The organism is Ectobacillus polymachus (genome assembly GCF_048159605.1).
GTDB classification, from domain to species: Bacteria; Bacillota; Bacilli; order Bacillales; family Bacillaceae_G; genus Ectobacillus; species Ectobacillus polymachus.
On sequence record NZ_JBLREB010000005.1, the window covers coordinates 1 to 25,537 of the forward strand.

Annotated in this window: 26 protein-coding genes and 1 rRNA gene; 11 read left to right on the forward strand and 16 right to left on the reverse strand. The window is 36.4% G+C overall.

Translation table 11 applies throughout. The features are described from left to right. Positions 1–310: ribosomal RNA gene (locus tag ACM5BR_RS16195) — 16S ribosomal RNA — on the reverse strand; the annotation flags it as partial. An 815-nt stretch (positions 311–1,125) separates the two neighbouring features. On the opposite strand from ACM5BR_RS16195, the gene ACM5BR_RS16200 reads away from it, so the two are divergent. The 6 genes from ACM5BR_RS16200 to ACM5BR_RS16225 all read left to right on the forward strand — a co-directional run bounded on the left by ACM5BR_RS16200 (position 1,126) and on the right by ACM5BR_RS16225 (position 6,084). Continuing rightward, positions 1,126–1,803, forward strand: a complete 678-nt coding sequence (locus ACM5BR_RS16200) for a response regulator transcription factor (protein ID WP_416829070.1) — start codon at positions 1,126–1,128, stop codon at positions 1,801–1,803. Beyond that, complete coding sequence (locus ACM5BR_RS16205; RefSeq protein WP_416829071.1) at positions 1,800–3,182, forward strand: sensor histidine kinase; 1,383 nt, start codon at positions 1,800–1,802, stop codon at positions 3,180–3,182. Before ACM5BR_RS16200 ends, ACM5BR_RS16205 begins: the two co-directional genes overlap by 4 nt. A gap of 209 nt (positions 3,183–3,391) precedes the next feature. Further along, positions 3,392–4,498: an ABC transporter permease gene (locus ACM5BR_RS16210; protein WP_416829072.1), complete on the forward strand. Its 1,107-nt coding sequence runs from the start codon at positions 3,392–3,394 to the stop codon at positions 4,496–4,498. Then, positions 4,498–5,196 (forward strand): ABC transporter ATP-binding protein, encoded by a 699-nt coding sequence (locus ACM5BR_RS16215; RefSeq protein WP_416829073.1) that lies wholly within the window; start codon positions 4,498–4,500, stop codon positions 5,194–5,196. Before ACM5BR_RS16210 ends, ACM5BR_RS16215 begins: the two co-directional genes overlap by 1 nt. 129 nt (positions 5,197–5,325) lie before the next feature. Beyond that, the gene (locus ACM5BR_RS16220; RefSeq protein ID WP_416829074.1) at positions 5,326–5,508 is read left to right on the forward strand and encodes a hypothetical protein; all 183 of its coding nucleotides are present in this window, start codon (positions 5,326–5,328) and stop codon (positions 5,506–5,508) included. A gap of 354 nt (positions 5,509–5,862) precedes the next feature. Then, a complete protein-coding gene (locus ACM5BR_RS16225; RefSeq protein WP_416829075.1) occupies positions 5,863–6,084 on the forward strand; it encodes an IS3 family transposase in 222 nt (73 codons plus the stop codon). Between the two features lie 22 nt (positions 6,085–6,106). Here ACM5BR_RS16225 and ACM5BR_RS16230 read toward each other — a convergent pair whose 3' ends face one another. From ACM5BR_RS16230 to ACM5BR_RS16275, 10 genes are all read right to left on the reverse strand, one after another. After that, entirely contained in the window at positions 6,107–6,235 is a 129-nt protein-coding gene (locus tag ACM5BR_RS16230) for a hypothetical protein (RefSeq protein WP_416829076.1), read from the reverse strand. Position 6,236: 1 nt separating this feature from the next. Continuing rightward, positions 6,237–6,611 carry a hypothetical protein gene (locus tag ACM5BR_RS16235; protein WP_416829077.1) on the reverse strand — a complete coding sequence of 125 codons (375 nt, stop codon included), beginning with the start codon at positions 6,609–6,611 and terminating at the stop codon, positions 6,237–6,239. Positions 6,612–6,859: 248 nt separating this feature from the next. Then, positions 6,860–7,774 (reverse strand): phosphate ABC transporter permease PstA, encoded by a 915-nt coding sequence (pstA, locus tag ACM5BR_RS16240; RefSeq protein WP_416829078.1) that lies wholly within the window; start codon positions 7,772–7,774, stop codon positions 6,860–6,862. Continuing rightward, a complete protein-coding gene (gene pstC, locus ACM5BR_RS16245) occupies positions 7,771–8,667 on the reverse strand; it encodes a phosphate ABC transporter permease subunit PstC (protein WP_416829079.1) in 897 nt (298 codons plus the stop codon). The genes pstA and pstC overlap by 4 nt, the downstream gene beginning before the upstream one ends. An 87-nt stretch (positions 8,668–8,754) precedes the next feature. Beyond that, the gene (locus tag ACM5BR_RS16250) at positions 8,755–9,639 is read right to left on the reverse strand and encodes a phosphate ABC transporter substrate-binding protein PstS family protein (protein WP_416829080.1); all 885 of its coding nucleotides are present in this window, start codon (positions 9,637–9,639) and stop codon (positions 8,755–8,757) included. A 470-nt stretch (positions 9,640–10,109) separates the two neighbouring features. Beyond that, positions 10,110–10,451 carry a heme oxygenase gene (locus tag ACM5BR_RS16255; RefSeq protein WP_416829081.1) on the reverse strand — a complete coding sequence of 114 codons (342 nt, stop codon included), beginning with the start codon at positions 10,449–10,451 and terminating at the stop codon, positions 10,110–10,112. Positions 10,452–10,476: 25 nt separating this feature from the next. Beyond that, positions 10,477–11,229, reverse strand: a complete 753-nt coding sequence (locus tag ACM5BR_RS16260) for a C39 family peptidase (RefSeq protein ID WP_416829082.1) — start codon at positions 11,227–11,229, stop codon at positions 10,477–10,479. Between the two features lie 177 nt (positions 11,230–11,406). After that, positions 11,407–12,837 (reverse strand): HAMP domain-containing sensor histidine kinase, encoded by a 1,431-nt coding sequence (locus tag ACM5BR_RS16265; protein WP_416829083.1) that lies wholly within the window; start codon positions 12,835–12,837, stop codon positions 11,407–11,409. Continuing rightward, the gene (locus tag ACM5BR_RS16270; protein ID WP_416829084.1) at positions 12,824–13,507 is read right to left on the reverse strand and encodes a response regulator transcription factor; all 684 of its coding nucleotides are present in this window, start codon (positions 13,505–13,507) and stop codon (positions 12,824–12,826) included. Before ACM5BR_RS16270 ends, ACM5BR_RS16265 begins: the two co-directional genes overlap by 14 nt. A 162-nt stretch (positions 13,508–13,669) precedes the next feature. Further along, complete coding sequence (locus tag ACM5BR_RS16275) at positions 13,670–14,137, reverse strand: hypothetical protein (protein WP_416829085.1); 468 nt, start codon at positions 14,135–14,137, stop codon at positions 13,670–13,672. A 470-nt stretch (positions 14,138–14,607) separates the two neighbouring features. On the opposite strand from ACM5BR_RS16275, the gene qoxA reads away from it, so the two are divergent. The 4 genes from qoxA to qoxD are packed head-to-tail and all read left to right on the forward strand — an operon-like array spanning position 14,608 to position 18,381. Further along, positions 14,608–15,489: a cytochrome aa3 quinol oxidase subunit II gene (gene qoxA, locus ACM5BR_RS16280; protein ID WP_416829086.1), complete on the forward strand. Its 882-nt coding sequence runs from the start codon at positions 14,608–14,610 to the stop codon at positions 15,487–15,489. A 27-nt stretch (positions 15,490–15,516) separates the two neighbouring features. Next, positions 15,517–17,448 carry a cytochrome aa3 quinol oxidase subunit I gene (qoxB, locus tag ACM5BR_RS16285; RefSeq protein ID WP_416829087.1) on the forward strand — a complete coding sequence of 644 codons (1,932 nt, stop codon included), beginning with the start codon at positions 15,517–15,519 and terminating at the stop codon, positions 17,446–17,448. A gap of 13 nt (positions 17,449–17,461) precedes the next feature. Then, positions 17,462–18,073, forward strand: coding sequence for a cytochrome aa3 quinol oxidase subunit III (gene qoxC, locus ACM5BR_RS16290; RefSeq protein ID WP_416829088.1), 612 nt, complete (start codon positions 17,462–17,464; stop codon positions 18,071–18,073). 2 nt (positions 18,074–18,075) lie between these two features. Further along, positions 18,076–18,381, forward strand: a complete 306-nt coding sequence (qoxD, locus tag ACM5BR_RS16295; RefSeq protein ID WP_416829089.1) for a cytochrome aa3 quinol oxidase subunit IV — start codon at positions 18,076–18,078, stop codon at positions 18,379–18,381. A gap of 180 nt (positions 18,382–18,561) precedes the next feature. On the opposite strand, the gene ACM5BR_RS16300 is transcribed toward qoxD, so the two are convergent. The 5 genes from ACM5BR_RS16300 to ACM5BR_RS16320 form a co-directional block, all read right to left on the reverse strand. Beyond that, complete coding sequence (locus tag ACM5BR_RS16300) at positions 18,562–19,854, reverse strand: NCS2 family permease (RefSeq protein WP_416829090.1); 1,293 nt, start codon at positions 19,852–19,854, stop codon at positions 18,562–18,564. A gap of 281 nt (positions 19,855–20,135) precedes the next feature. Continuing rightward, positions 20,136–21,233 (reverse strand): PcsB-like coiled-coil domain-containing protein, encoded by a 1,098-nt coding sequence (locus ACM5BR_RS16305; RefSeq protein ID WP_416829091.1) that lies wholly within the window; start codon positions 21,231–21,233, stop codon positions 20,136–20,138. A 133-nt stretch (positions 21,234–21,366) separates the two neighbouring features. Beyond that, positions 21,367–22,344 (reverse strand): LacI family DNA-binding transcriptional regulator, encoded by a 978-nt coding sequence (locus ACM5BR_RS16310; protein ID WP_416829092.1) that lies wholly within the window; start codon positions 22,342–22,344, stop codon positions 21,367–21,369. A 525-nt stretch (positions 22,345–22,869) separates the two neighbouring features. Then, positions 22,870–23,808, reverse strand: a complete 939-nt coding sequence (locus tag ACM5BR_RS16315) for a CobW family GTP-binding protein (protein ID WP_416829192.1) — start codon at positions 23,806–23,808, stop codon at positions 22,870–22,872. Between the two features lie 132 nt (positions 23,809–23,940). After that, the gene (locus ACM5BR_RS16320) at positions 23,941–24,384 is read right to left on the reverse strand and encodes a hypothetical protein (RefSeq protein ID WP_416829093.1); all 444 of its coding nucleotides are present in this window, start codon (positions 24,382–24,384) and stop codon (positions 23,941–23,943) included. 261 nt (positions 24,385–24,645) lie between these two features. Between ACM5BR_RS16320 and ACM5BR_RS16325 the strand changes: the two genes are divergently transcribed. Further along, entirely contained in the window at positions 24,646–25,536 is an 891-nt protein-coding gene (locus tag ACM5BR_RS16325; protein ID WP_416829094.1) for an ATP-binding protein, read from the forward strand. Position 25,537 lies beyond the last annotated feature (1 nt).

Consider the following 25,537-nt stretch of genomic DNA (forward strand, 5'->3'; position numbering starts at 1 on the left):
CAGTGTGGCCGATCACCCTCTCAGGTCGGCTACGCATCGTCGCCTTGGTGAGCCGTTACCTCACCAACTAGCTAATGCGCCGCGGGTCCATCTATAAGTGATAGCAAAAGCCATCTTTCCATTTCAGTTCATGCGAACTGAAAACCTATCCGGTATTAGCTACGGTTTCCCGAAGTTATCCCAGTCTTATAGGCAGGTTACCCACGTGTTACTCACCCGTCCGCCGCTAGCCCCGAAGGACTCGCTCGACTTGCATGTATTAGGCACGCCGCCAGCGTTCATCCTGAGCCAGGATCAAACTCTCCATAAAAGTTAAGTTTGTCTAAGCTTATTAAAAAACTGACGTTTCATGTTTTGTTTAGTTTTCAAAGAACTCNTAGGCACGCCGCCAGCGTTCATCCTGAGCCAGGATCAAACTCTCCATAAAAGTTAAGTTTGTCTAAGCTTATTAAAAAACTGACGTTTCATGTTTTGTTTAGTTTTCAAAGAACTCTCATCGCCTTGTGGCGACTTTTACAATATATCATTTCAAAGAAATGATGTCAAATGTTTTTTTGATTCAGTTTTAATAACCTTCCGAATCGACAAGAAATATCTTATCACAATAATATATCCTTTGCAAGGCATTATTAAATAAAATTAAAAGGAACGAATACTTCTTATTTATTACTTCTTATATAAAGGCCATGTTAAAGCTCATTGTTGATATTGCCACAACGTTGATTGGAGCGGAGGATCCCAAACCGCAGCGGAAAGCGAGCGCCTAGAGCGAAAATCAACAGGCAAGTTTAACAAAGTCTTTATTAAAAAATAACAGAAAGCTTGAATGAGTAAAATATCACGTAAATGGAGTGAAGCTTCCCTCTTCCCTTACACGATCATAACTCGTCCAATCAGACCATATGTCATCAGCTATCTTCACCTATTGTTTTTTCAGAATCTTGAGGCGGGAGGCTTGCTGCTTAATTAACCTATCATAGTAATTAGCAACAGCCATATAGCTTTTCATATTATAGAATTTTTTTCTTATCTGTTTCTGCTATGATAGTTATAAGGTTTACATACGTTCAAAGCGATCTATAAATCATACTTATTAACGAAACCTTTTTTAAAGGAGGACATCTGATGATAAATATACTAGTAGCAGACGATGATGATCATATCCGCAAACTGCTTCGTCATTATTTACAGCAAGAAGGATATTTAATATTTGAAGGAGAAGATGGCGAGAAGGCATCGCTCATTTTAGAAGAAGAACGTATTGATTTGGCAATTGTCGATATTATGATGCCGAATAAAAATGGCTATGAATTATGCGAAGAAATTCGAAAATATTATGATATACCCGTTATTATTCTGTCAGCAAAGGATCAACTTAATGATAAGGAACAGGGCTTTTCAGCTGGGACTGATGATTATTTAATAAAACCATTCGAGCCGAAAGAACTGTTGTTTCGGGTAAAAGCACTTCTACGCCGTTATCAAATTGTTAGCTCAGATAATATTGTGCTAAAAAATACCATAATTGACCGAAAGAGCTATGAAGTGAAAAGCAACGGAAGTACGATTATGCTTCCTCTAAAGGAATTTGAGCTTTTGGTGCAACTCGCAAGCTATCCGGGGCGTACGTTTACACGCGAGCAGTTAATCGAGCTTATTTGGGGAATTGATTTTGATGGAGATATTAGAACCGTTGATGTTCATATTAAAAGATTACGTGAGCGTTTTTCCAAGCGAACAGATGATTTTATCATTTCAACAGTTCGTGGTGTCGGTTATAAGCTTGAGGTGAACGAGGCATGAAAACATTATACGTACATTATGTTATGACGACTACTGTCATTATTATGATAAGTAGTCTGCTTGCTTTTTTTATAGCAAATTCGTATTATCAAATCCATTTAAAACCAATCAATGATCAAAAGATGACAAAAATGGGCGAGGATACGGTTGGATTTGCTGCATCCATGCCGAATAAGGATATTCCTAAATATATGGATACCATAGCAAAAATGGGCTATCAAATATATCTAGTTGATGATCAGGGTGGAAAAACATACTTTGGCAGTTCCTTTAGAAAACAAAATATCGATAATAATGTTGTGTCCTCTGTATTAAATGGACAGGTCTATCACGGGATTGCTAATTTCCCAAAAAAACTATTCATTACTGGCTTCTTTGATAATGAATTGAGGAATACGGTTGGAATTCCTTTTCAGTCTGACGGGAAACGATATGCATTGTTTCTACGTCCCGATATTGAATTACAGTTTGGGGAAATGAGAATTTTCTTTGCACAATTATTATTATTTGGTGTTGGTTTAACGGTTTTATTAGTTTTTATTAGTACACGATATATCGTAAAGCCGATTCGCAAATTGACGATGGCTACGAAGAAGATTGCAGAAGGACAATATAACATACAACTTGAAGTCAATCGTAAAGATGAAATTGGAACACTAGCACAGTCGTTCACGCGTATGACTGCAAGCTTAAAGCGTTTAGAAGAGATGAGACAGGAGTTTGTTTCCAATGTTTCGCATGAAATTCAGTCTCCGCTTACATCAATTCAAGGGTTTTCACAAGCGTTACGTACAGAGCAAGTAAGTGAAGAGCAGCGTCAACAATATTTATCTATTATTGAAGAAGAAAGCAGAAGATTATCTGCAATGAGCAAGCAGCTATTAACACTGGCTTCATTAGATAAAGAGCACAATATATTGGAGTTAACTACATTTGATGTATCAGAACAAATCAAACAAATTTTCCTTACAACTAGATGGTATTGGCAAGAAAAAGAATTAGCAATTGACATAGATCTTCCCTCTCTATCGATTAGTGGTGACAAACGATTGTTACATCAAGTATGGATGAATTTAATTTATAACAGTATTAAGTTCACCGAAAAAGGGGGAACGATTTTTGTCTCAGCGCAAATGGATAATTGCGGAGCAATTCATGTTATTGTCGAAGATACAGGAAAAGGGATTCCCGAAGAAGATTTGCCTTACGTATTTGATAGATATTATAAAGGTGATAAATCTCGAAAACGAGAAGAAAGCGGGAGTGGGCTCGGGCTTTCCATTGTCAAGAAAATTATTGACCTTCATAAAGGAACCATTACGGTACATAGTACTATAGGAAAAGGAACACGCTTTGAAGTTATTCTTCCTCAACTTTAAAACATTGCAAAATAAGATGGCGAATCGCCATCTTATTTTGCTTTTTTATATATTTTCAATAAAAGCTGATGTAAATTCATTAAATGTTTCATTTTAAAGCGTAACGATTTGTTCACATTCTGTTCATTTTCTTTCTTTATGCTTTATTTGTGAACAAAAGAAGTGGTTGCTTCTCATTAAGAAGGAAGATAAAGAATGGAGATGACAAAATGTTTCTTGCATTACGTGAACTTAAACACGCCAAGTTTCGTTACTTGTTAATTGGATTTATTATGCTTCTTGTCGCATGGCTAACATTTATTGTTTCAGGATTAGCAAATGGACTTGCATTAGATAATGCATCTGCTTTGAAAAATATGAATGGTGATTACTTCGTCCTACAAGACAATGCAGACCAAAAACTAGCTCGTTCTTCAATCCCTACAGATACATTAGATGAAATTAGTAAACAGGATGGAGTGAAGGAGGCTACACCATTAGCTCAAACTACTACGTCTTTCACTCAAACCGGAAAAGATAAAAAAGTCGATGTTACAATCTTTGGCATAGATCCAAAAAGTATGATTATGCCAAACATTTCAGAAGGTAGGGGCATAGCAAACTTAGGTAAAAACGAAGTAGTTGTTGATGAATCTCTGAAAGAAAAAAATGGAATTGCAATAGGTGATACTTTAGAAAATAAAGATACAGGTGTAAGTGTTACGGTTGTTGGATTTGCAAAAGGACAAACGTTTAGTCATATGCCAGTGTTGTACACTGATACAGATAGCTTGAACAATATAATGAAATCAACAGGAAGACAACAAAAACCATCCTACAATGCAATCGTTGTAAAAGGAACGAAAGATGCACAAACCTCATTAGAAAAAAATGTTTCTCATATATCAGTTTTAACAAAAGATCAAGCTGTGCAAGGTATTCCTGGATATAAAGAAGAACAAGGTTCACTTACAATGATGATTACATTCTTAATTGTAATTGCAGCATTTGTGCAAGCAGTATTCTTCTACGTCATTACATTACAAAAAACAAATCAATTTGGTGTATTAAAAGCTATTGGTGCAAAAACCTCTTATTTAGCGAAAAACTTAATTAGTCAAGTACTAATCTTAGCAATTACAGCTGTTGGAATTAGTATAGCACTCACATTTGGCGTTAGTGCATTATTTCCAGCAGGAATGCCATTTGATTTAGGAATAGATGTAATGTTGAAATATTCTGCGTTATTAATTGTTGTTGCAGTAATTGGAGCACTTTTATCTTTACAACAAATTGCAAAAATAGACGCGGTTACAGCAATTGGGAGGGCTGAATAATGACTGATAAATTAGTACTTGAAAATATTAACAAAGTTTATGGATCTGGAGAAACAGCAGTTACAGCATTGCATCATGCATCCTTACGTGTCAAAGAGGGAGAGTTTGTAGCGGTTGTAGGTCCATCTGGTTCCGGAAAAAGTACGTTCTTATCTATCGCGGGTGCATTACTTACTCCTACAAACGGGAAAATTTCAATTAATAACCACGACATTTCAAATCTTTCAACAAAAGAATTGAACGATGTACGTATTAATAATATTGGGTTTGTATTTCAATCCTCTAACCTCGTACCATATTTGAATGTCTTAGACCAATTGTTACTCGTACCAAGACTAGCTGGAAAATCAAGCAAGCAAGCCGAAGCGAGAGCGAAAGAATTACTAGAGCATCTAGACCTAGGACACCGAATGTATCATTATCAGGATAAGCTTTCTGGCGGAGAACGACAACGTGTTGCCATTGCACGTGCTTTCATGAATGAACCAGAAGTAATTCTTGCAGACGAGCCTACAGCTAGTCTAGATTCTAAACGCGGTAGAGAGGTTGCCGAAATGCTTGTACATGAAGTAAAAACAAAAGGAAAAGCAGCTGTAATGGTTACCCATGACAATCGTGTTTTAGATTTATGTGACCGTATCGTTATGATTAAAGATGGAACATTATATGAACAAACAAAGGAAATGCAATTCATTTAATAGGTTCGATGTTTACTAAAGTGAACGTTCATCGATGGAAGCACTAAAATAATCCATAAAAAAAGAAGATCATCATCTGAAGTGAACCCCCTAAGTTGGACTAGAAAAACCAACTTAGGGGGTTTTTATGTGACTAAGTTTTCAAGTAAATGTAGAGAAGAAGTTGTTTTAAAGTATCTAGTAGGAAAAGGCTGCTTATCAAAACCCGTAAAAAAATATGGCATTGGCAGCCCTCAAACCATTCTTAATTGGATGAACCGATATAAGAAATACGGAGGAAGTGCCTTCGATATACGTAGTACTCTTTTGTGATTGACTTTGCATCCACGATGATGTAACTCCAGTGTAATACGGCGATAACCGTAAGCTGGATGTTGTTTTCAAATCGCCTTTATTTCTTCAATCAATTCTAAATCGCTGTTTTTCATGTCTTTATGATTTTGATAATAGAAATACACGTTTTTAGGAAGGTTAATGACCTCATCCATTTTAATACCTCTAGCTTAAAGTTACCATCATAGTCATACTTAGGAAAAACCGTTACACGAAGTATTAGAAGCTCTTACTAAATTACCTGATCGGACAACTGTTCATTCCAATCAGGGATTTCAATACCAACATCAGCGCTGGGTGAAAGAACTAAAGAACCAGGATGTCTTTCAAAGAATGTCGAGGAAAGCAACTTATCTGGATAACACTGCAATGGAAAGCTTCTTCCACATCCTGAAATGTGAAACAGTCTATTTGTACGATTACAAAACTTATGATGACATCGCTAAAGCTGTAGAAGATTGGATTAACTACTACAACAATGATCGAATGAAAGAAAAACTCGGTGGAACAAGCCCTGTACAATACAGGCTTTATTCCACCGAGCAAGTAGCATAATAATATGTCCAACTTATTGGGGTCAGATCATGGTTATTTTCTTTTTATTTTCTGTTACTATCTCAAAGCAAGCGCCTTTTTCACCGCCCCCTGATTGATAGTTTTTCTTAAGGTGGAAAACTAACTGTTTATAGAGAACAGGCAGGTTCATTTCAGACTCCTGCTTGACAAGTAGATTTTCGTAATTGTATATATTCATCTACTATATAGTATCCTAGAATACGAAATCCTCTTCTACGTAATAAACGAATACTCAAATTTTTTAGAAGAGAATCTGACGCAATAATAACAATATCCCGATCTTCAATCTCTTTTAAATTTCGTTTTAAATATCCATATGGGAGGTTTTTACTACCTTCAATGGGATTGTTAAAAGAATCTTGATAATCTCGTACATCTAAACAGACTACATTTTTTCTCTTGTCTTTGCATATTTCATTTGCAATCTTATTTACACCATAGACAGGAACATAACGCTCAAATAATTCATAACAAATTAAAAAAATTAGCAACAAAAAAATATACATCAAGTACCACCTTATATGATGGGATCGTAAAATGGAAAGCTAGTTTACAGTTCTACAATCTCAATATTTTACCCACATGGGTATGCTACTATAGGATTATATTATCCGTCAATTATTTGAACTACCCATCACTTAAGCCCCTCGAACATTCGGACAATCGAGATGGAAAACATCTCCCACCACCTGCAATAAAAAAACAGCTTCAAAGGGAATGTTTCCCTTTGAAGCTGTCTCCTTGTTACTTTTGTTTAAGCCGCTGACTTCGTTTTCTTACGTCTTATTTTTGCCCCAGACAAGTATTTATGCAGTACATTTGCAAATAAACGAGCTAAAATATTGAATAGTAATACCATTATAATAAGGATAGCCGCTGACTTCGTTGCAATTAATCTGGCATCAGGAACAATTCCTTCTGAGTTTAATTTCCAGATGTGAACCGCTAACGTTTCAGCAGGACGGAATGGATTAAATGGATTACTTGGGCTAGATAGATCAGCAGCTGAATTCAACATAGGAGTCGTCAATCCTGCTGAATAAATAAGAGCAGCTGCTTCCCCAAATATTCTTCCCGCAGCTAATATTACACCAGTAATAATCTGTGGAAGCGCAGAAGGAATACTAATCTTTACTACTGTTTGCCACTTTGTTGCACCTATTCCTAAACTCGCTTCTTTTATACTTCCAGGAATATCTACGATTGCATTTTCACATACACGCGTCAATCCCGGAAGATTTAGAATAGTAAGCGCTAGTGCACCGCCGATTAATGTATATCCCCAACCAGTCATCGTAACAAACACTAGTAAACCAAATAATCCAACAACGATAGAAGGTAAAGAAGCCATCGTTTCAATACATAAGCGAATAAAATTTAAAATTCTTCCTCGTTTTGCATACTCAGCTAAATAGATACCTGCTCCTAAACCTAGAGGTACAGAAATAAGTAAGGTAATAAACAACATATAAAAGGAGTTAAATAATTCAGGTCCTATTCCTCCGCCTGAGCGAATATTACTAGGATTACCGAAAAGAAATTTTGGATCCCAAAATCCCCAACCGTTCGAAATAATTTCTACCATTAGAAACACTAGTAGTGAAGTAACTAATATTGCAATTGCATAAAGTATAACTGTCCAAATTTTATTTACAGTTCTTGCGTTCATTGTTTTTGTCCACCTCTTTGCCCTATAGCTCTCACAATTAAAATAAATATAAATGAAATAATTAATAGAATCATCGCTAATGACCATAAAGCATTATTCCAAGCTGTACCATTTAACGTGTTAGCCATATCCATGGTTAATATTCCAGTAAGCGTTGAGGTAGGACTATACAAGCCGCTAGGAAGCTTAATTGTATTACCAATTACCATCTGAACAGCTAATGCTTCACCAAAAGCACGAGCTAAACCTAAAACAATGCCTGTTAAAATCCCAGTTTTTGCAGCTGGCACAATAACTCTGCTTATAGCCTGCCACTTTGTGGAGCCAAGTCCGTAAGATGCTTCTAAATATTCAAAAGGTACTACTTTAACTGCGTCAGAAGCGATACTGGCAATAGTCGGTAGGATCATAATACTTAGAACAATGATACCTGCTATCAGGCTAAAACCAACTCCACCATATATTTGACGTAGCATCGGAATAAGAATCGTTACCCCTAGTAGTCCATATACAACAGAAGGAATCCCAACTAATAATTCAAGAACTGGCTGTAATACTTTTTTACCAAATTTAGGTGAAATATAGTTCATAAATACAGCTAATGCAATTCCGATTGGCGCAGCAATAAGTGTTGCTCCAATGGAAACAGCTGTTGAACCTAATATAAAGATGAGTGCTCCATACTTTGGATCAGATGCATTAGGCGCCCAATCTAAACTTGTTAGCATTTGTGAAACAGGTATTCCATTTTGTAAAAACGATTGTATTCCTTTTTGACATATAAAGATAATAATCGCCAACGTTGTCAATACAATTAAAAATCCACAAAATGTAACGAGTGCTCTTCCTATGTACTCGTTCTTAACGTAGTTAATTTTTTTCTTCCCCTTCATCAAGCAATCCACCTTACTTAATAAATTGCATAAACAGACTAGCACTTATAAGCCAGCCTGTTTATGTAATACTTCGATTCAATTCAATTATTTTTTAAGCTTAGTCATTGGGATATAACCCATGTCTTCAACTTTCTTTTCAAAATCTTTTCCTGCGATGTAATCAATAAATGCTTTGTTAGCGTCAGTAGGTGCGCCTTTTGTAATCATGTATTCATAAGACCAGAACGGATATTTATCAGCAGCGATGTTTTCAGTAGTAGGTGCTACGCCGTCAATATTTAAAGTTTTAAGAGCACCTTTTTTATCTCCAACTAGGTAAGACATTGCAAGGTAGCTGATTGATCCAGAAGTAGAGTTAACGGCAGTTTCTACAGAACCGTTAGCATCTTGAGAAGTACCGATGCCGTCATTAGCTTTAGTACCATTTAATACAGTCTTTTCAAAAGTAGCACGTGTACCAGAAGAAGCAGGACGATTGATTACGTTGATTTTAGCATCTTTACCGCCAACATCTTTCCAGTTTGTAATTTTTCCAGAGAAGATATCTTGAATTTGTTGTTTTGTTAAGTTTGTTACATCAACGTCTTTGTTAACAACCATTGCAAATGCGATACCAGCAACTTTCGTATCAGTAAGTTCTTTAGCTTTGTCAGGATCTAATTTAGAAGCAGAAGGAATATCAGAGTTACCAATTTGAACTGCACCAGAAGCTACTTGGTTAATACCAGTTCCGCTACCTCCGCCTTGAATTGTGATAGAAACTTTAGGATTAGTAGCCATAAATGCTGTAGCAGCTTCTTCAGCAAGAGGTTGTAATGCAGTAGATCCAGCAGCTGTAATTGTACCAGAAATCTCTTGTTTAGGCGTTTGAGTAGCTGTATTCTTGTTGTCAGTAGTTTGGCCACATGCTGCAAGTGCACCAGTAACTAGTAATGCAGCAAATGTAAGTTTTAAACTCTTCTTAATCATTTCTGTACCCCCATACAATTTTAGGTTTCCTATTGACGATTCGTATTACTTGTCCTCAGGAACAATTTAATTTTAGAGCAATAATATTACGCAAGTATTAATCAAATTTTAATTTTAAGTAAATACCGATATTCTTTCATGATCACTTATATTTATAGGCTATAACCCTCTCCAATTCTGAATAGATGCATGTACCATTCACATAAATACTAGTTACCATACTTATTTCATTAAACGAAAGTAAACATTGTAAATTTTACGTAAATCAAATTCAATTCCTCACAACCATTACATACATGATTTTCTTCTAAAAACGATTGATTTAGGCTGCACCTCCTGCTACACAATAATTTATCTTGGTATTCCCTTAACAAATTACTTTCATTCGAATTAATTAACATAAAGTACAACTGTATATAAGTACAAAAAGAAAGAGCATGTAAAACATGCTCTTTCTTTTTGGTCAATTTTTACTTTTTATTCCCTTCGAGTGTAGAAACAACCTCCGCAATAACGACTTGATTACCAAGCAGTGGTGAGGATGCTCCCTCTGAGTTACTGTTTCCATCTTTTGCTGGACGACTATGAGCTGATTTGAAGGCATCACTATCACGCCATCCTTTATAATGGTCAAGTGTATCCCAATACATATTTACACTCATTTCATCATATTCCTCAAAATCTTTAGCAACTGCAACTTCGACTTTTACAAAACCTTCAAATGTTTCAAGTACACCAGGGCGTGTAAAGTTAGGTGCCATTTTGTCTGCTAAACCTTTTTTTACTTTGATACGGTTAGTTACAATATACATAAATAATTTCTCCTTTATAATGAATTTAATATTTTGGAACTAAAGTAATAGCTTGTTTCCCCATTTGTTCCCATGCTTTTTCGAAATCAGCACGTGGTACTGATGATTTTGGTCCATCAGCAAGAGGATCTTGGATATATACATTATTTGCATCATATCCTATAATAACTACACTATGTTCATTATAGGTGATTTTAACTTCACCCTCAGCTGTATTCCACGTTTCAAACTCGGAGTCTGGTAATGGCTCGAATGTTGAGTTAATAATTACCCAAACAGGAGAGCCCATACTAACTGCTTTATAAATATCTTCAATGCCATGCCCCGTTAAATCCATTACTTTATTCGGTAAATAGCTTTGGGCTAATCGGAAAATAGGCTTATGATAAACGCCATACCCTGGGTTGGATCCAGAGTAAATATCGCCTACAAAGCCATCATTAGGATTACCGTGGATATTATTCTGCCTAAAAGGTACACGTTCAATTTCCTTCGCTAGCTTCATTTTATCTGTTTCTGCTCCACCATACTGTAATAGCATAGTAAGACTTGTTACTTCACACCCTCTTCGTAATTCTGGTAATTGTTGAATGAATGGCACATTGTCAATCATCGCTTGTTTTTTTGCTGGTCCGGCAAGGTCGAATCTCCATTGCTGTACTGTCTGCACAATTTTATTTTTCCCTTGATTAACAGAATCAAAGACTTCATTGCTACAGCCAGATCCAACCAAAATAATTAACAAAAGAGGAACAAATACTTTACTCGTTTTTATCATGTTTCCTACTCCTACATCTTTTATCCCCGCTATTTTAATAAAGCCTAAATGGGGGATACCTGCTCTTACATACAATATTCGGCATTTACTACCATTCAGTAGAAAAAATATCCTACTTATGGAAGTTCGCCTTATATCCTTATTGTACAGGATATAGATGGGTCTGCAAGAAATTTATCATGCGTTCGATTTCGGAAGCAGTAATACAAACGTTGTTTCCGTATTAGGGATGCTCCGTTCCAGCGCTAGTGATCCGCCCATTGCCTCCGCCAGCATTTTACTCATAGATAATCCTAAGCCAAGGCCTCTCTTTTGATATTTTTTATTTTCACCTCGATAAAAACGTTCAAAGATATGCTTCTGTTCATCTTCTTGTATCCCAACGCCACAATCCGTTACTCGTACAGCACAAAGCTGTTCGTTCTCATCTTTTGCCGATAATTGTATCCATAACCGTTCGCCACCTGCATCGCGAGCGTTATTTAGCAGATTTAATAGAATCTGCTGCGTTCTATTTTGATCGGCCACAATGAATAAATCTTTTTCTGGCGTAATGAATTCAAGTGAAACCTTTGCGTTCTCCTCCCCTGCTTTCCATTGTTGCACAACCTGCCGTAACATAGATTGTAAGGAGAAAACAGTAGCCTCTATTTGAATCACACCAGAAGCAAATGCATTAAAATCTAGAAGTTCATGAACCATATGCTGCAATCGGTGTGCTTGTGAAAGGGACATTTCAAGAAATTCATCCGCTTCATCACCCGTAACAACCTTATCTCTAACCGCTTGAATGAGACCACTAATAGAAGTAACCGGGGTTTTTAACTCATGTGTTACACCTGCTAGAAGAACTGTTCGCAATTCCTCTAACTCCTTCAATCGCTCTGCCATCGAGTGAAATGATGTATTGAGTTCATACAGCTCTTTTTCCGCCAATCCTTCATCTATTTGTACAGCATAGTTTCCCATACTAATTTGTTCCGCTGCATTTGCAAGCCTTTGAATGGGTGTACTTAGCTTTTTTGAAAGCAAGTAAACGACAAACCAACCTGCAAACCCTAATGTAAGCAAGAATACGAGCAAGTACCAATACTTTGTAATATCAGCTTTTACAAAGAGGGCTTGGTCTGGGACAATAACATAAAGCATTCCTAACACTTTATCATCCTGTATAATTGGAGATGTAATTTCATTCCATACTTTTCCGTTATTATCTCGCCACTTTTCTGTATGCTGCTCCATTGAAGTACTTACAGGTGGAACATAGTCTAAAAAAGGGTTATGTTCAAAAAATATGGCACCAGAATTATCGACAACACGAAAGTGTATGTCCGTACTTTTCACAATTGTTTTCTTTTCAAAAAAATTCTTTTCTCTTAGTCGAATCTGTTTCAAACTATTTGCTGTATTTTGTTCGTTCATGAATGGAGCTATCTTTTCTGCTAAGCTTTGTGAGTAGACTTCTAGAATTCGCAATCGATTTTCCTTCGTTGACACTCGAATCCAAATACCAGATATACATCCTACAACTAGTAGGCTTGTAAATAAAATAAGAACATAGCGTCTTGTCCAATATTGTAATATAGGCACTTTGTTATTGATAAACACAGAGCTGATACCCCACTCCTCTAAGCGTTTTAATTTCTCCTTCTTCCTCGCTCCATTCTCTTAATACTTGACGTAATCGTTTAATGGACAAATCAACTGCCCTGTCACTTCCCTCATAATCCATTCCCCAAACATGATCGAGAAGTTGGTCGCGTGTAAATGTTTGGTTTGGATGTTCTGCTAAATAAAAGAGCAAAGATAAATCTCTTGGAGCTAACTCTACTATGTCTCCATTTACATAAACCGAACTTCCACTAAAATCTATTTTTAGCCCGCCAAAAAGTACGACCTTCCCTTCCTCCACAAACAAAGATGAACGTCGAAGGATAGCAGTCACACGGGCAACCACTTCCTCCGGTGCAAATGGTTTTGCAATATAATCATCTGCTCCTGTTGAAAACCCTTTTAATTTATCTTTTGTTTGCCCTAAAGCCGTAAGCATAATAACTGGACACGAGCTCTTTATACGTATATTCTCAAGAATTTCCCAGCCATTACGCCCCGGTAGCATGACATCAAGAATTACTAAGGAAGGCTTACTTTCTTCAAATATTTTCATTGCTTGATTACCATCTATCAAAGTAATCACTTCAAATCCAGCTTGTTTTAAATACGCACTTAGTACTTTCGCAATCGCCTGCTCATCTTCTACTATTAAAATCTTTTTCATATCAATCACACCTTAATTAGGTAAGAGTTACTTACTATTATCCCATTATCATACATGTCTTTCGTATAAATATAACAGTCAAAATTGAATCTATATAAATAGGAAGGAGAGAATATATCTCCCCTTCCTATTATATCTTCTTATGAAAAGCTACTGAAGAAATTAAACTTGCGGTCTTACTTGTTGATTTTGCTGTTTCTTTGCTACTCTTGCATCTTTAACCTCTTTTTTTATTTGGTCAACAGATTTTCCATCTGTTGAAACACCTAGACGTTTCGCTACATTATATAATTGATCGATATGTTTCTTTTGGATTGCTTCTTTCACTTCTTTACGAATTTCCTTTACATCTTTTCCTGAAGCCTGTACCCCTACTTTTTTTGCTAATTTCATGAGTTTTTGACTTTGTTTATCTTTTTTTGCTTTGCGAATTTCTTTCTGTACTTCTTGTTTCGATTTGCCATCAATGTTAATTCCAAAATGAGCAGCGGTTTGCTTTAATTGTTTTGATATCACATGAGTACCAGTACCTGGAGTATTTGCCTCAGCCGCAAAGGCATTACTAGCTCCAAATATACCTCCCGTAAACAAAAGTCCTGTTAGTGAAAGTACAATCATTTTTTTATTCATGAAAAATCCTCCTTATTTCTTGTAATTACACCCCTATTGTAGAGGACTAATATGTCGGGTATATGTCTGTAGAAAATGTATAAATATACACAATAACGATTACAGTATTCTTAATTTATTTGCTAAATTATGCGAATGCTCGTTTGAACCCTCCAGAAATCCCGCTTGATATCTCTATTTATAGAAAGCATTTTCATTCTTGATATATCAAGCATTTAATCCATTTTTCTATAATTATTTAGATATTATTGTAATGACAAAATGTTACAGAAAAAAATATGCAAAAAACTAGCGATATTCTTCTAAAATAGTTTACAATGTAATTACGTTGAAATGCTTTTTTAACGTAAATAAGATGTATTTGTGTCTAATTTTCAACAATATACGTCAATCTATTGCTAATATTGCTAGCATAAGATTATATTACTTTATTAGGTAAGTGTAACTTAAAAAAGAAAGGAGTTTTATTAGTGCAACCAAAAAAAGCGTTTTGGAAGTTTGCTGCGCTGCTTCCACTATCACTCATTGTGTCGTTCCTTGGGGGATGTCAACAATTGGCAGTTTTAAATCCACAAGGTCCAGTCGCAAAAAGTCAAGCCGATTTGATTATTTGGTCGCTTCTATTAATGGCAATTATTGTCGTCGTTGTTTTCACTTTATTTACGATTGTTATAATTAAGTACCGTGAGCGACCAGATAACAAGGATTATGAACCACCAGAAATAGAAGGAAATAAACTTCTTGAGGTTATTTGGACTGCTGTTCCTATCTTAATCGTCATTGCATTAGCTATTCCTACAGTAACTACAACATATGCCAACGATAAGCCTCCAGTAAGCAGTACACAACAAAATGTAAAGCCAGTTGAAATTTATGTAACATCTGCTAACTGGAAATGGATTTTTAGTTATCCCGATCAAAATATTGAAACCGTTAACTATGTGAATATACCAGCTGGTGTACCAATTCAATTCAAGCTTACTTCTATAGGACCAATGAATGCTTTCTGGGTTCCTGAACTTGGCGGTATGAAGTACACAATGAATGGTATGGTTATGGATTTATATTTACAAGCTGATAAACCAGGCGAATATTTAGGCCGAAGTGCTGCTTTCTCTGGTAAGAACTTTACAGAAATGGAATTCCAGGTTGTTTCTCAATCGCAAAATGATTTCGACAAATGGGTAAAAGAAGTACAACAAACAGCACCTAAATTATCGGAAGATAAATACAACAATATTATTGAACCAGGTGTAGTAGGTCGTATGACATTCTCTAGCAATCACTTAAAATATGTTGATCCTAAATCTCTTGAATATTGTGATTACAACTATTACAAAAACAAAAAGTAATATTAACTTCAGATTGGAGTGAAGACAGTGAAGCTTGATCATTTTTTTGTCACCGGTGACCCGCTTATTTACGGTGCCGATGTTTCTATCGCTCTCGTAAGCTTAGGGATCATTTTTGTACTGACAAAGTATAAAAAATGGAAATGGCTATGGACCGAATGGTTAACAACTGTTGACCATAAAAAAATCGGTATTATGTACATTCTTTCAGCTATAATCATGTTTTTCCGTGGTGGTATGGACGGTATGATGATGCGTCTGCAATTAACATTTCCTGACCATCCATACTTAACTGAGTCGCACTATGATGGAATTTTCTCGACTCATGGTACAGTTATGATTATCTTCATGGCAATGCCATTTGTTTTTGGTATGATGAACATTGCCGTACCTCTTCAAATAGGGGCGCGTGATGTTGCTTATCCGTTTTTAAATGCAATGAGCTTCTGGTTATTCTTTGTAGGAGCAATGCTATATAATATTGCATTCGTTATTGGTGGCTCTCCTGAAAATGGCTGGACTTCATATATGCCACTAGCTGGTCCAGAATTCAGTCCAGGCATTGGAGATAACTACTATGCCATAGCGGTACAGCTTTCCGGTATAGGGTCGTTACTGACAGGAATTAACTTCCTTGTTACGATTCTAAAAATGAGAACACCAGGCATGACTCTATTTAAAATGCCGATGTTCACATGGTCTATTTTGATTACATGTATCATTATGATTTTTGCATTCCCTGTATTTACAGTAGCTCTTGCTCTTATGACAATTGACCGTACTTTCGGTACCGCCTTCTATACGATGGCACATCAAGGTATGCCAATGATGTGGGCAAACTTATTCTGGGTATGGGGTCACCCTGAAGTATATATCGTAATTCTTCCTGCTTTCGGTATATTCTCAGAAATTATTAGTACATTTTCACGCAAACGTCTATTTGGTTATACAGCAATGGTCTATTCCATGCTTGCAATTTCCGTTTTAAGTGGAGTAGTATGGCTTCACCACTTCTTTACAATGGGTAATAGTGCAGCAGTTAACTCATTTTTCTCTATTACAACAATGGCAATCTCGATTCCTACAGGGGTTAAAATATTTAACTGGTTGCTTACCATGTATAAAGGACGAATTCGCTTTACAACTCCAATGCTTTGGGCATTGGCATTTATTCCGAACTTCGTTATCGGTGGGATAACAGGGGTTATGCTTGCAATGGCAGCAGCGGACTATCAATACCATAACAGTTACTTCCTTATTGCTCACTTCCACTACACTTTAATTGGTGGTACAGTGTTTGGAATGTTTGGTGGTCTTATTTATTGGTATCCAAAAATGTTCGGTCATATGCTTAATGAACGTCTTGGTAAATGGACATTTTGGTTATGGGTTATTGGATTTAACGTTTGTTTCTTCCCTCAGTATTTCTTAGGCTTAGACGGAATGACTCGTCGTATGTACACATATTCATCTAGCCTTGGCTGGACTGGATTAAACCAACTTTCAACTGTTGGTGCATTTATGATGGCAGCCGGATTTGCTGTTTTAGCATATAACATCTATTGGAGCGCACGCTACGGCGAACGCGATCTTACAGGAGATCCATGGGACGGTAGAACACTTGAGTGGGCTACGCAATCACCTCCGCAACATTATAACTTTGCAGCACTACCAGAAATTAAAGAATTAGATGCATTTTGGTATATGAAGAAAAGAGGAGAATCTCCGGTTGATGTAAAGAATATCAAACCAATTCATATGCCTAGTAACACTGGTCTACCATTTATTATGGCAGTTATCTTGGGTATTACTGGATTTGCAATGGTATGGGAATGGATCCCACTAGCTATTGTTGGTATAATTGGAGTCTTTATTTGTATGTTTATTCGCTCATTTACTTATGATGACGGATATCACGTAAGTGTTGATGAAATTAATAAAACAGAAAATATAGCATGAGAGGTGAAGCAGAATGGCAGCAATTAGTGAAGAATATAAAAATGCCCCGTTAGAATATCAAGACCACCAAGGTCGCTTGAATATTCTTGGGTTCTGGATCTTCCTAGGAGCGGAAATCGTGCTATTTGCGACACTTTTCGCTACCTACCTAGTACTGGCTGGCCGTGTAGATAACGGCCCTACGCCAATGAAACTTTTTGAATTACAACCTGTTGTTATTGAAACACTCCTTCTTTTAACGAGTAGTTTCACTTGTGGTATTGCAATTCATGAAATGCGCAAGCGCAGCCTAAAAGGCATGTTAACATGGTTAGTCATTACATTGCTTTTAGGCGGCGGCTTCTTGTACATGGAAATTAATGAATTTATTCACTATGTACATCTAGGCGCAACAATGCAAAGAAGTGCTTTCTTATCTGGCTTCTTTGCTCTTCTTGGAACACACGGGCTCCACGTTACAGTAGGTATTTTCTGGGCAACCGGAGTTATTATACAGATTCTTAAAAGAGGTTTAACTCCTGTTACAGCAAGAAAAGTGTTCATTATAAGCTTGTACTGGCACTTTCTTGACGTCGTTTGGATCTTCATCTACACATTAGTTTACTTGAATGGGATGGTGGCGTAACGATGGAACAAAATACTCATCAAAACCATACTGGGTTTCCTTGGAGCCACGTTTTAGGATTTATCTTTTCACTTGTATTAACTTTTGGAGCTATGTACGTTGCGTTATATACATCTCTTCCATTAGCTACAATATTAACTGTAATTATTTCTTTGGCAATAGTTCAGGCTCTAATACAGTTAGTAATGTTTATGCACATATCTGAAGGAGAAGGTATCACACAGAAAATAACAATCTTGTTCTCTTTCTTCGTGGCTCTTGCTACAGTAGTTCTTACCGTTTGGATCTTCTTCACTATGGGGCAATAAATAATAAATAAAAAAAGGTTCCGCTAATGCGGAACCTTTTTTTATCCTAATCTAGTAAGAATATACCTATTGGGAGATCCTCCCCTGTCTTTGCTTACGTTAGGAACAAAAAACATATTAATATAATTAACCCCACCGGTTCGTACCGATGGGGTTCTATACATATAAAGAGTTTTTATACTATAGGAACAAGTGACAACCAAATAAAATTGCAAATACATACATAAGAAACGGAACTTCCTTCGCTTTGCCCTTAGCAATTTTTAAGATTGGATAAAGTAGAAATCCTACCGCAATACCATTTGCAATACTAGATGTTAACGGTATGCAAATAACTGTAAGAAATGCTGGAAGTGCTTCTTCAAACTGATTCCAATCAATATCACGAATGTTTTTTGCCATTAAACTTCCTACGATAATAAGGGACGGAGCAGTGATTGCTGCTACACTCGATAGGGAAGAAATCACAGGACTAAAAAATGCCGTAATAGCCGTAAGCAAGACAACTACAATTCCAGTTAAACCTGTTTTTCCTCCTGCAGCAATACCCGCAGAAGATTCTATAGTAGCAGCCGTTGGACTTGTACCAAAGATAGCCCCTGTCGTTCCACCAATGGCATCTGCTACAAACGCCTTACCAAATCTCTTCTCTTCATGATCTGTTCGTAATCCAGCTTGCTTTACAAGCCCAAGTAAGGCTCCTGTTGTATCGAATAATAATACAAGTAAAAGGGAAAAAACAATGCCATACATACCAAAATGAATAACATCTTGAATAGCATGAAATGGATTACTTACAATCATCCCCATCGGTAAATGAGGCATCTGCATAACAGATCCATTAAACTTTAAGTCCCCCGTAAAATACGAAAGAATTGCGGTAATACTCATACTAATAAAGAGTGCTCCATTTACTTGTAAAGTCATTAGAACTGCTGCAATGGTAAGTCCTATAAGTGTAAGAACTACGGACGAAGAGTGAAAATTACCGATTGTAACTAAATTAGTAGGATGGGCAACGATGATTCCTGATAAACGCAGGCCAATGAAGGCAATGAAAAGTCCAATACCTGCTGCAATACCATGCTTTAAACTTTCAGGTATCATTTCAATTAATTTTTGCCGGAAAGAGGTTAGCGATAACAAGAGAAAAATAATTCCCGTTACGAAAACAGCAGAAAATGCTACACCATACGTAATTCCTGCTCCCTGTTGAACAACCGAATAAGCAAAATAAGCATTCATTCCCATTGCGGGAGCAATAACGATTGGATAATTCGCAAGAAGTGCCATAGCAATTGTACCTGCGATAGTAGCTAAAATCGTAGCTGTAAATGCTTGATCAAACGGTACACCTGCATCTGATAATACTTTAGGATTGATAACTAAAATATATGCAAATGTAATAAACGTAGTAACACCTGCTAGGAATTCTTGCTTAATAGAAGTATTATTTTCTGAAAGATGAAACATAAATGATGTCCTTTCTATAGCTGTAATCTCATCACAAAAAAATGGAAATGTCTGTACTTGATTCGGCATTACAATCAATAAGATTTCTTACTTTATAGAAATTTTCCATTAACCCATTTTTCAACGAATACTTAATCATAGCAATGAATAAAAAATAGAGTCAATACTTTATCTGATTGTTGCACTAGTAAGATAATATTGAAAATAGTGAAAAATTAAAGCCTTATAACAATAAAAAAATAGTCTGATTTAACAATCAGACTATTTTATACATAATTTTATTAATCTAAAACAATAACCTTTACGTATTTAACTCCAAAATTACTTGCATCTGCTTCGGTAGGAACCAAAACGTCAATCCGGTTATTTTTAATATCTCCACCTGTATCTCCTGCAATAAACTCTCCGTATCCGTCTACCCATACATGCTTACCGAGTGGAATAATGCTTGGATCAACTGCGATTACCTTCGGACATCCCTTTAGGCTGATTCCAATGCTCGATACGCCTTCACCAATTTTCATACTTTTTTCAACACTATATGCAGTTGCTTTCACATACAATTCACGACCTCCAGAAGGAGCAGGAGAAGAAGGTGTATTATTAGACACCTTAGAAGCATTCACTGCTGCTTGGTCTGATGTAATTGTATTCTGCATGCTTTTTATACTATCTTCAATACTTTGCTTTTCTTGAACAGCCAAGTTTAACTGACTTGAAACGTCAGAGTATTGCTTCTGCACATCTTGAAGAGCTTGCTGTTTCTTTTGCATATCAGATTCTAAATCTGCTTGGCTTTTCGCAAGCTTCGCACGATCAGCCTCAAGCGCTGTTTCTTTTTGTTTAATATCTTGCTTATCTTTTTCGATTTTTGCAAGATCATCCTGTTGAAGCTTTAATATTTCCTTATCTGAATCTAATATTGTAGCAACTGCTCCCATCTTATCAATTATATCCCCAAGATTATTCGAGTTTACTAAAATATCAATAATTACGTTCGTACTATCGTTGTTTTGTACGGAAACCATACGCTGTTTCATAACATCTTTACGAGCAGCTACTTTATCTTCCAAATGAACGATTTCTTCCTTCTTTTGTTCAATTAGCTGATTCGTTTGATCGATATCCTTCTGTGTTTTTTCTAAATCACCTTTTGTTTTGGCAATCGAACTATTCACATTTGATAAATCTTGCTGCATAGATTGAACTTGTTGTTGCAAACGATTTTTTTCTTGCTCTTTCGCTTGTATGTTAGTATCACTTTGTTGTAATTGCTGTTGAGCATTAGATTGATTCGTTTCGGCATGAGTGCTCACTGTGCCCATAAATAGTAATAAAAGGGCTGATACAGAGTTTACCGCTATTTTCTTAAATTTCATGTCTCGACTCCTCTCTTATATAGTTATAACATATTTTGAGAGGTCTTATTTTACAGTCTCTTTAAATCCTATTTACAGATTCGAATGTAAAGCAACATATTGTAATGAAAAGTATTATATTTGTAATATTTCACTAAGTTGTGTAACGTTTAATAAGCCGTATAGGAAGTTCGATACTTTGCGACAGGGGTTTTTCACCTTTAATTTGCTTAAAGAGCAATTCAAATGCATTTGTTCCTAATGCTACACTAGGATGCTCAATCGTCGTAATGTCCATGATTTCAGAAATAGGATGATTATCAAATCCAACAACAGCCAAATCCTCAGGAACACCTACTCCTTGCTTTCTTGCTTCTATTACAATACCAGCTGCTACTTGATCGGATGATACAAGCAGAGCTGTCGGTCTTTCCTTCATCATCAACCATTCTCGGACGACTCGTACTCCATCTCGAATCTCTATACACCCTTCAAATACCCATTCCGAATGGATAGGTTCTTGTATTTGTGTTAAAGCATCATAATAGGCTTGCTTTCGCTGTATGCTATTAAAGCTATTACGTCTGGCAATGCAATATCCAATATGGCGGTGCCCTTGCTGGGTTAGATGCTGCATACCTAGAGTAAAGCCTTGATAATGGTTAATATGTACACACGGTATAGAATGATGTCCAGTATCCTCACATGCGACAATGGGAGCATATGTAGTAAATGGTTCGATTTGAGTCCAATCGAGTGTTTTACTACAAATAATCAATCCATCTAATTGTCTCATTTGTAACAATTGTAATGCTTTCATCTCTTCCTCTGGATCATAATTCGTTTGACATGTTACAAGACGATAATTATAATGCAATGCCGCATTGGCAATTCCTTGTGAAATAGCTGAAAAATAAGGATGGTTTACGAACGGTACTACAATACCAATTGAATTGGTCTTTCCTTTTGCAAGATAAACAGCATTATAGTTTGGCGTGTAATTAAGTTTTGCCACGACATCCAAAACGGCCTTACGTTTTGCTTCACTTACATATGGATAACCATTTAATACACGAGAAACGGTTGTAACAGAAACTCCTGCCCGTTTTGCGATTTCTTTAATATTAGCCATGTTACCGTTCTCCTTTTTGAAAAGCTTCTATCACTTATTTTAATAGTAGCATTACTTAAATTCTAATAAAGTGAAACTTCCCTCGGTGGGGGTTTTCTCTCATCCCCCACCGAGGGTTAGCCCGACGAATACGGACTTTTACGGGCAGTTGTCCCCCACTTAGCCTTCTCCGATCTCTCTAAGCCTTGAAGTGGGGGTCTTACTGCCCGTTAAAGCGGGATAAACTTAATGCCCTTACAAAAGTTATCATATCCATCTTATTATTGAAATTTGAAAAGTTCTACGTGGGTTGGTGTGTGATGAAAGGATGGGAATTTATGCATCTTATGTTTCTTTATTTAGCATGGAGAATAGATGCAATTCTAACATTTGTGGATTGAAGAAGGAAATGTAATTATGAAACACTTATATTCACTTTATTAGATAGGAAATAATGGCATGAACTTACTTGAAAGGGATAAAACCATCCCAGTTTGAGTAAGTCCATGTAGTTATAAGGTTAGGCCTTTTCGCAAATGTACTTTACTATGACAGAAATTGCTGTTTAAAACTTTGTGCCGCGTTTTTTGCAGCATCCTCTTCTCCAATCAAGATTAAATTAGAAGAAACGGTACCATCATCGATGTACATGGCATTGATTTTTAAACTTCCGGAAGCATATTGAAGCTCATACAATTCTGGTTTTTCCGCAATACGCAGTACTCCTTTTGCTCGGTATACATACTCAGATATAGAATGGAACCATTCCTTCAGCTTCTTTCTATCAAGAGGCGGAATGGCTTCTAAACGAATAGCTTGAATGGTTCCATGATGATGGTGATGCTTTTCCTCTAATGTTACAGAAGTAATCATTCGTTTTTGTAACAATTCCTCCGCTTCTACTTGGCCGTATGATGTTTTGTATACCGGAACACTCTCACCTATAAATGACTGTAATTTTAATTCTATCGTCTGTAATTTTTTCTCAGATACTGCATCTATCTTATTTAATACAAGAAATGAAGAACACTTGATTTGATCCTTAAACAATGCTCGCATCGATGAAGAGCTTAAGAACAAATTGATATATTCAAGAAACCGTGCAGCATCAACGATACCAATGATAGATTGTAGTGAAAAGAAATCACGGTATGGACTAGCTGTTAATACTTCTACTAATTCAATCGGATTGGCAACACCCGTTCCCTCAATGATTAGGACATCGATCTGATCACAATTGTCAGCTAGTTGATTCAATACACCGCGAAAGTTGCTTTGCATGCTGCAGCAAATACAGCCATCTAGTAATTCGTTTACACGCTCCTCAGAAAACAAATGACGTTCTACATTTACTTTTCCTAATTCATTTAGAATAATTGCTGGTCTTTCATTTTGCTTGCGGTAATACTCTAGTAGATGGAGCAATACAGTTGTTTTCCCACTACCTAAAAAGCCACTTAATATATAAACGGGAATTTGTTTCATCAATCCTACTTCTCCCTTCAAATTGTATTATCTGATTATTCTATATTCTTTTTCTAGCATACCATACAATTTGAATATACTAACATCTTTGATCAAGTAGGATAAAAAAAAAGAGCCTAAAACAGGCTCTTTCTATATGCTGGCTTTGCTATCTACTATAATAACTGTCGGCAGTTTTTGTTGGATTACTTCAAAAAATTCCTGTTCTTCCTGCACACCTATGATGGTTACCACTTCTTGAGGATATAACCAAAGCTGCATTCGAACGGAGGACGTGCTTAGTATTGGGAATGAATCCTTCGTAAAGCGTACTTCTCGAATACGATCTAGAGTAACCCTGGTCTCCAGTGGACCGAAGTGACTTATTACATACTCATCTGTAAGCTCAATATAGGAGTGAAACCATGCCCACGTAAAAAGCCCACCTGTTAGTAAACAAGCTAGTCCGAATAGTATTGTCACAAATGAAAGAAATCCAGTTGCGATTATACCTATTATCCATAGCAATACTCCAACCAGTATAATACTAAGGGTAATAATCCCAAACTGTAAATCTTTTCGAACTGAAAATTTCATGTAGAATCCTCCTCTCCTCTATGCTAACTCTCCCATAGAAAAATCGTACGTTTACTATCCTACAAAATAAATTCCAAATTGAAAAGTAAAATAAGAAAAAAGAATGTTCCTAAAAAGAGAATACTTTTGTCATATTAAAGCATGTTAATACTAGGATGTTTAATAGCTTTAGATAGCCTAACGTCTACATTCTTTACACTCCAAATAAAATCAAGGTATTATAACATATGCAATGTTAATAAATAGATTGGTGGGAGTAGAATGATAGAATCCTTTAACATACATGAACCCTTGCGAAAACAACTCATTACCATACATGAGCAAAATAAATCAAAAAGAGAAAATCGTATGCTCATAGGAACTAAAATATATAAAGCTCAAGATCCAACCATTCTCGAAGATGCTATCACGGCAATACTGCTTGGAAAAAATATATTACTCAAAGGTCCTACCGGAAGCGGGAAGACAGTATTAGCGGAGACATTATCCTATTTATTTCAAAAACCAATGCACAGCATTAACTGCTCCGTAGATTTAGACATAGAAGGTATAGTAGGCTATAACACACTGAAAACAAACGAAGGTTCATCTGAGGTAGTGTTTGTAGATGGTCCTCTCATGAAGGCAATGAAATACGGTCATTTTTTATACATCGATGAAATCAATATGGCCAAACCAGAAACGTTACCCCTTTTGCACGGAGCGTTAGATTATCGTAAACGTATTACAAACCCTTTCACGCAGGAGGTTATAAATGCTGATTTAGATTTCCGGGTTATTGCTGCTATTAATGAAGGATATGTAGGTACGAGTGAACTGAATGAGGCATTAAAAAATCGGTTTGTGGTTATTGAGGTACCGTATATACAAGGAGAAACATTACAAGAATTGCTTTCTACAGAATCTAAACAAACGAACAGCAAGGTGTTAGAGAAATTTACCCAATTCGCAAGCGATCTTCTTCCGCTTGTGAAAGATGGTCGCATTAGCGAGGAAGCGGCAAGCATTCGCGGTATTATTGATGCATGCGATTTAAGTACATTCATTCCTGTTCTTCGTGCAATTGAACGTAGCATCGTAAGTAAAATGAGCGATGAAACCGAACAAGAAACTCTTCGTGAACTTGCACGAAGCTACTTTGCAGAGGAATAAA

Bases quoted from the DNA above. Each gene is read 5' to 3' on its own strand.
- ACM5BR_RS16210 (WP_416829072.1), top strand. From the start codon at position 3,392: ATGTTTCTTGCATTACGTGAACTTAAACACGCCAAGTTTCGTTACTTG.
- ACM5BR_RS16230 (WP_416829076.1), bottom strand. From the start codon at position 6,235: ATGAACCTGCCTGTTCTCTATAAACAGTTAGTTTTCCACCTTAAGAAA.
- ACM5BR_RS16300 (WP_416829090.1), bottom strand. From the start codon at position 19,854: ATGTTTCATCTTTCAGAAAATAATACTTCTATTAAGCAAGAATTCCTA.
- ACM5BR_RS16325 (WP_416829094.1), top strand. From the start codon at position 24,646: ATGATAGAATCCTTTAACATACATGAACCCTTGCGAAAACAACTCATT.
- ACM5BR_RS16200 (WP_416829070.1), top strand. From the start codon at position 1,126: ATGATAAATATACTAGTAGCAGACGATGATGATCATATCCGCAAACTG.
- ACM5BR_RS16315 (WP_416829192.1), bottom strand. From the start codon at position 23,808: ATGAAACAAATTCCCGTTTATATATTAAGTGGCTTTTTAGGTAGTGGG.
- ACM5BR_RS16235 (WP_416829077.1), bottom strand. From the start codon at position 6,611: ATGTATATTTTTTTGTTGCTAATTTTTTTAATTTGTTATGAATTATTT.
- ACM5BR_RS16275 (WP_416829085.1), bottom strand. From the start codon at position 14,137: ATGAATAAAAAAATGATTGTACTTTCACTAACAGGACTTTTGTTTACG.
- ACM5BR_RS16205 (WP_416829071.1), top strand. From the start codon at position 1,800: ATGAAAACATTATACGTACATTATGTTATGACGACTACTGTCATTATT.
- qoxC (WP_416829088.1), top strand. From the start codon at position 17,462: ATGGCAGCAATTAGTGAAGAATATAAAAATGCCCCGTTAGAATATCAA.
- ACM5BR_RS16305 (WP_416829091.1), bottom strand. From the start codon at position 21,233: ATGAAATTTAAGAAAATAGCGGTAAACTCTGTATCAGCCCTTTTATTA.
- ACM5BR_RS16260 (WP_416829082.1), bottom strand. From the start codon at position 11,229: ATGATAAAAACGAGTAAAGTATTTGTTCCTCTTTTGTTAATTATTTTG.
- pstC (WP_416829079.1), bottom strand. From the start codon at position 8,667: ATGAAGGGGAAGAAAAAAATTAACTACGTTAAGAACGAGTACATAGGA.
- pstA (WP_416829078.1), bottom strand. From the start codon at position 7,774: ATGAACGCAAGAACTGTAAATAAAATTTGGACAGTTATACTTTATGCA.
- ACM5BR_RS16255 (WP_416829081.1), bottom strand. From the start codon at position 10,451: ATGTATATTGTAACTAACCGTATCAAAGTAAAAAAAGGTTTAGCAGAC.
- qoxD (WP_416829089.1), top strand. From the start codon at position 18,076: ATGGAACAAAATACTCATCAAAACCATACTGGGTTTCCTTGGAGCCAC.
- ACM5BR_RS16250 (WP_416829080.1), bottom strand. From the start codon at position 9,639: ATGATTAAGAAGAGTTTAAAACTTACATTTGCTGCATTACTAGTTACT.
- ACM5BR_RS16225 (WP_416829075.1), top strand. From the start codon at position 5,863: ATGTCGAGGAAAGCAACTTATCTGGATAACACTGCAATGGAAAGCTTC.
- ACM5BR_RS16320 (WP_416829093.1), bottom strand. From the start codon at position 24,384: ATGAAATTTTCAGTTCGAAAAGATTTACAGTTTGGGATTATTACCCTT.
- ACM5BR_RS16270 (WP_416829084.1), bottom strand. From the start codon at position 13,507: ATGAAAAAGATTTTAATAGTAGAAGATGAGCAGGCGATTGCGAAAGTA.
- ACM5BR_RS16215 (WP_416829073.1), top strand. From the start codon at position 4,498: ATGACTGATAAATTAGTACTTGAAAATATTAACAAAGTTTATGGATCT.
- ACM5BR_RS16310 (WP_416829092.1), bottom strand. From the start codon at position 22,344: ATGGCTAATATTAAAGAAATCGCAAAACGGGCAGGAGTTTCTGTTACA.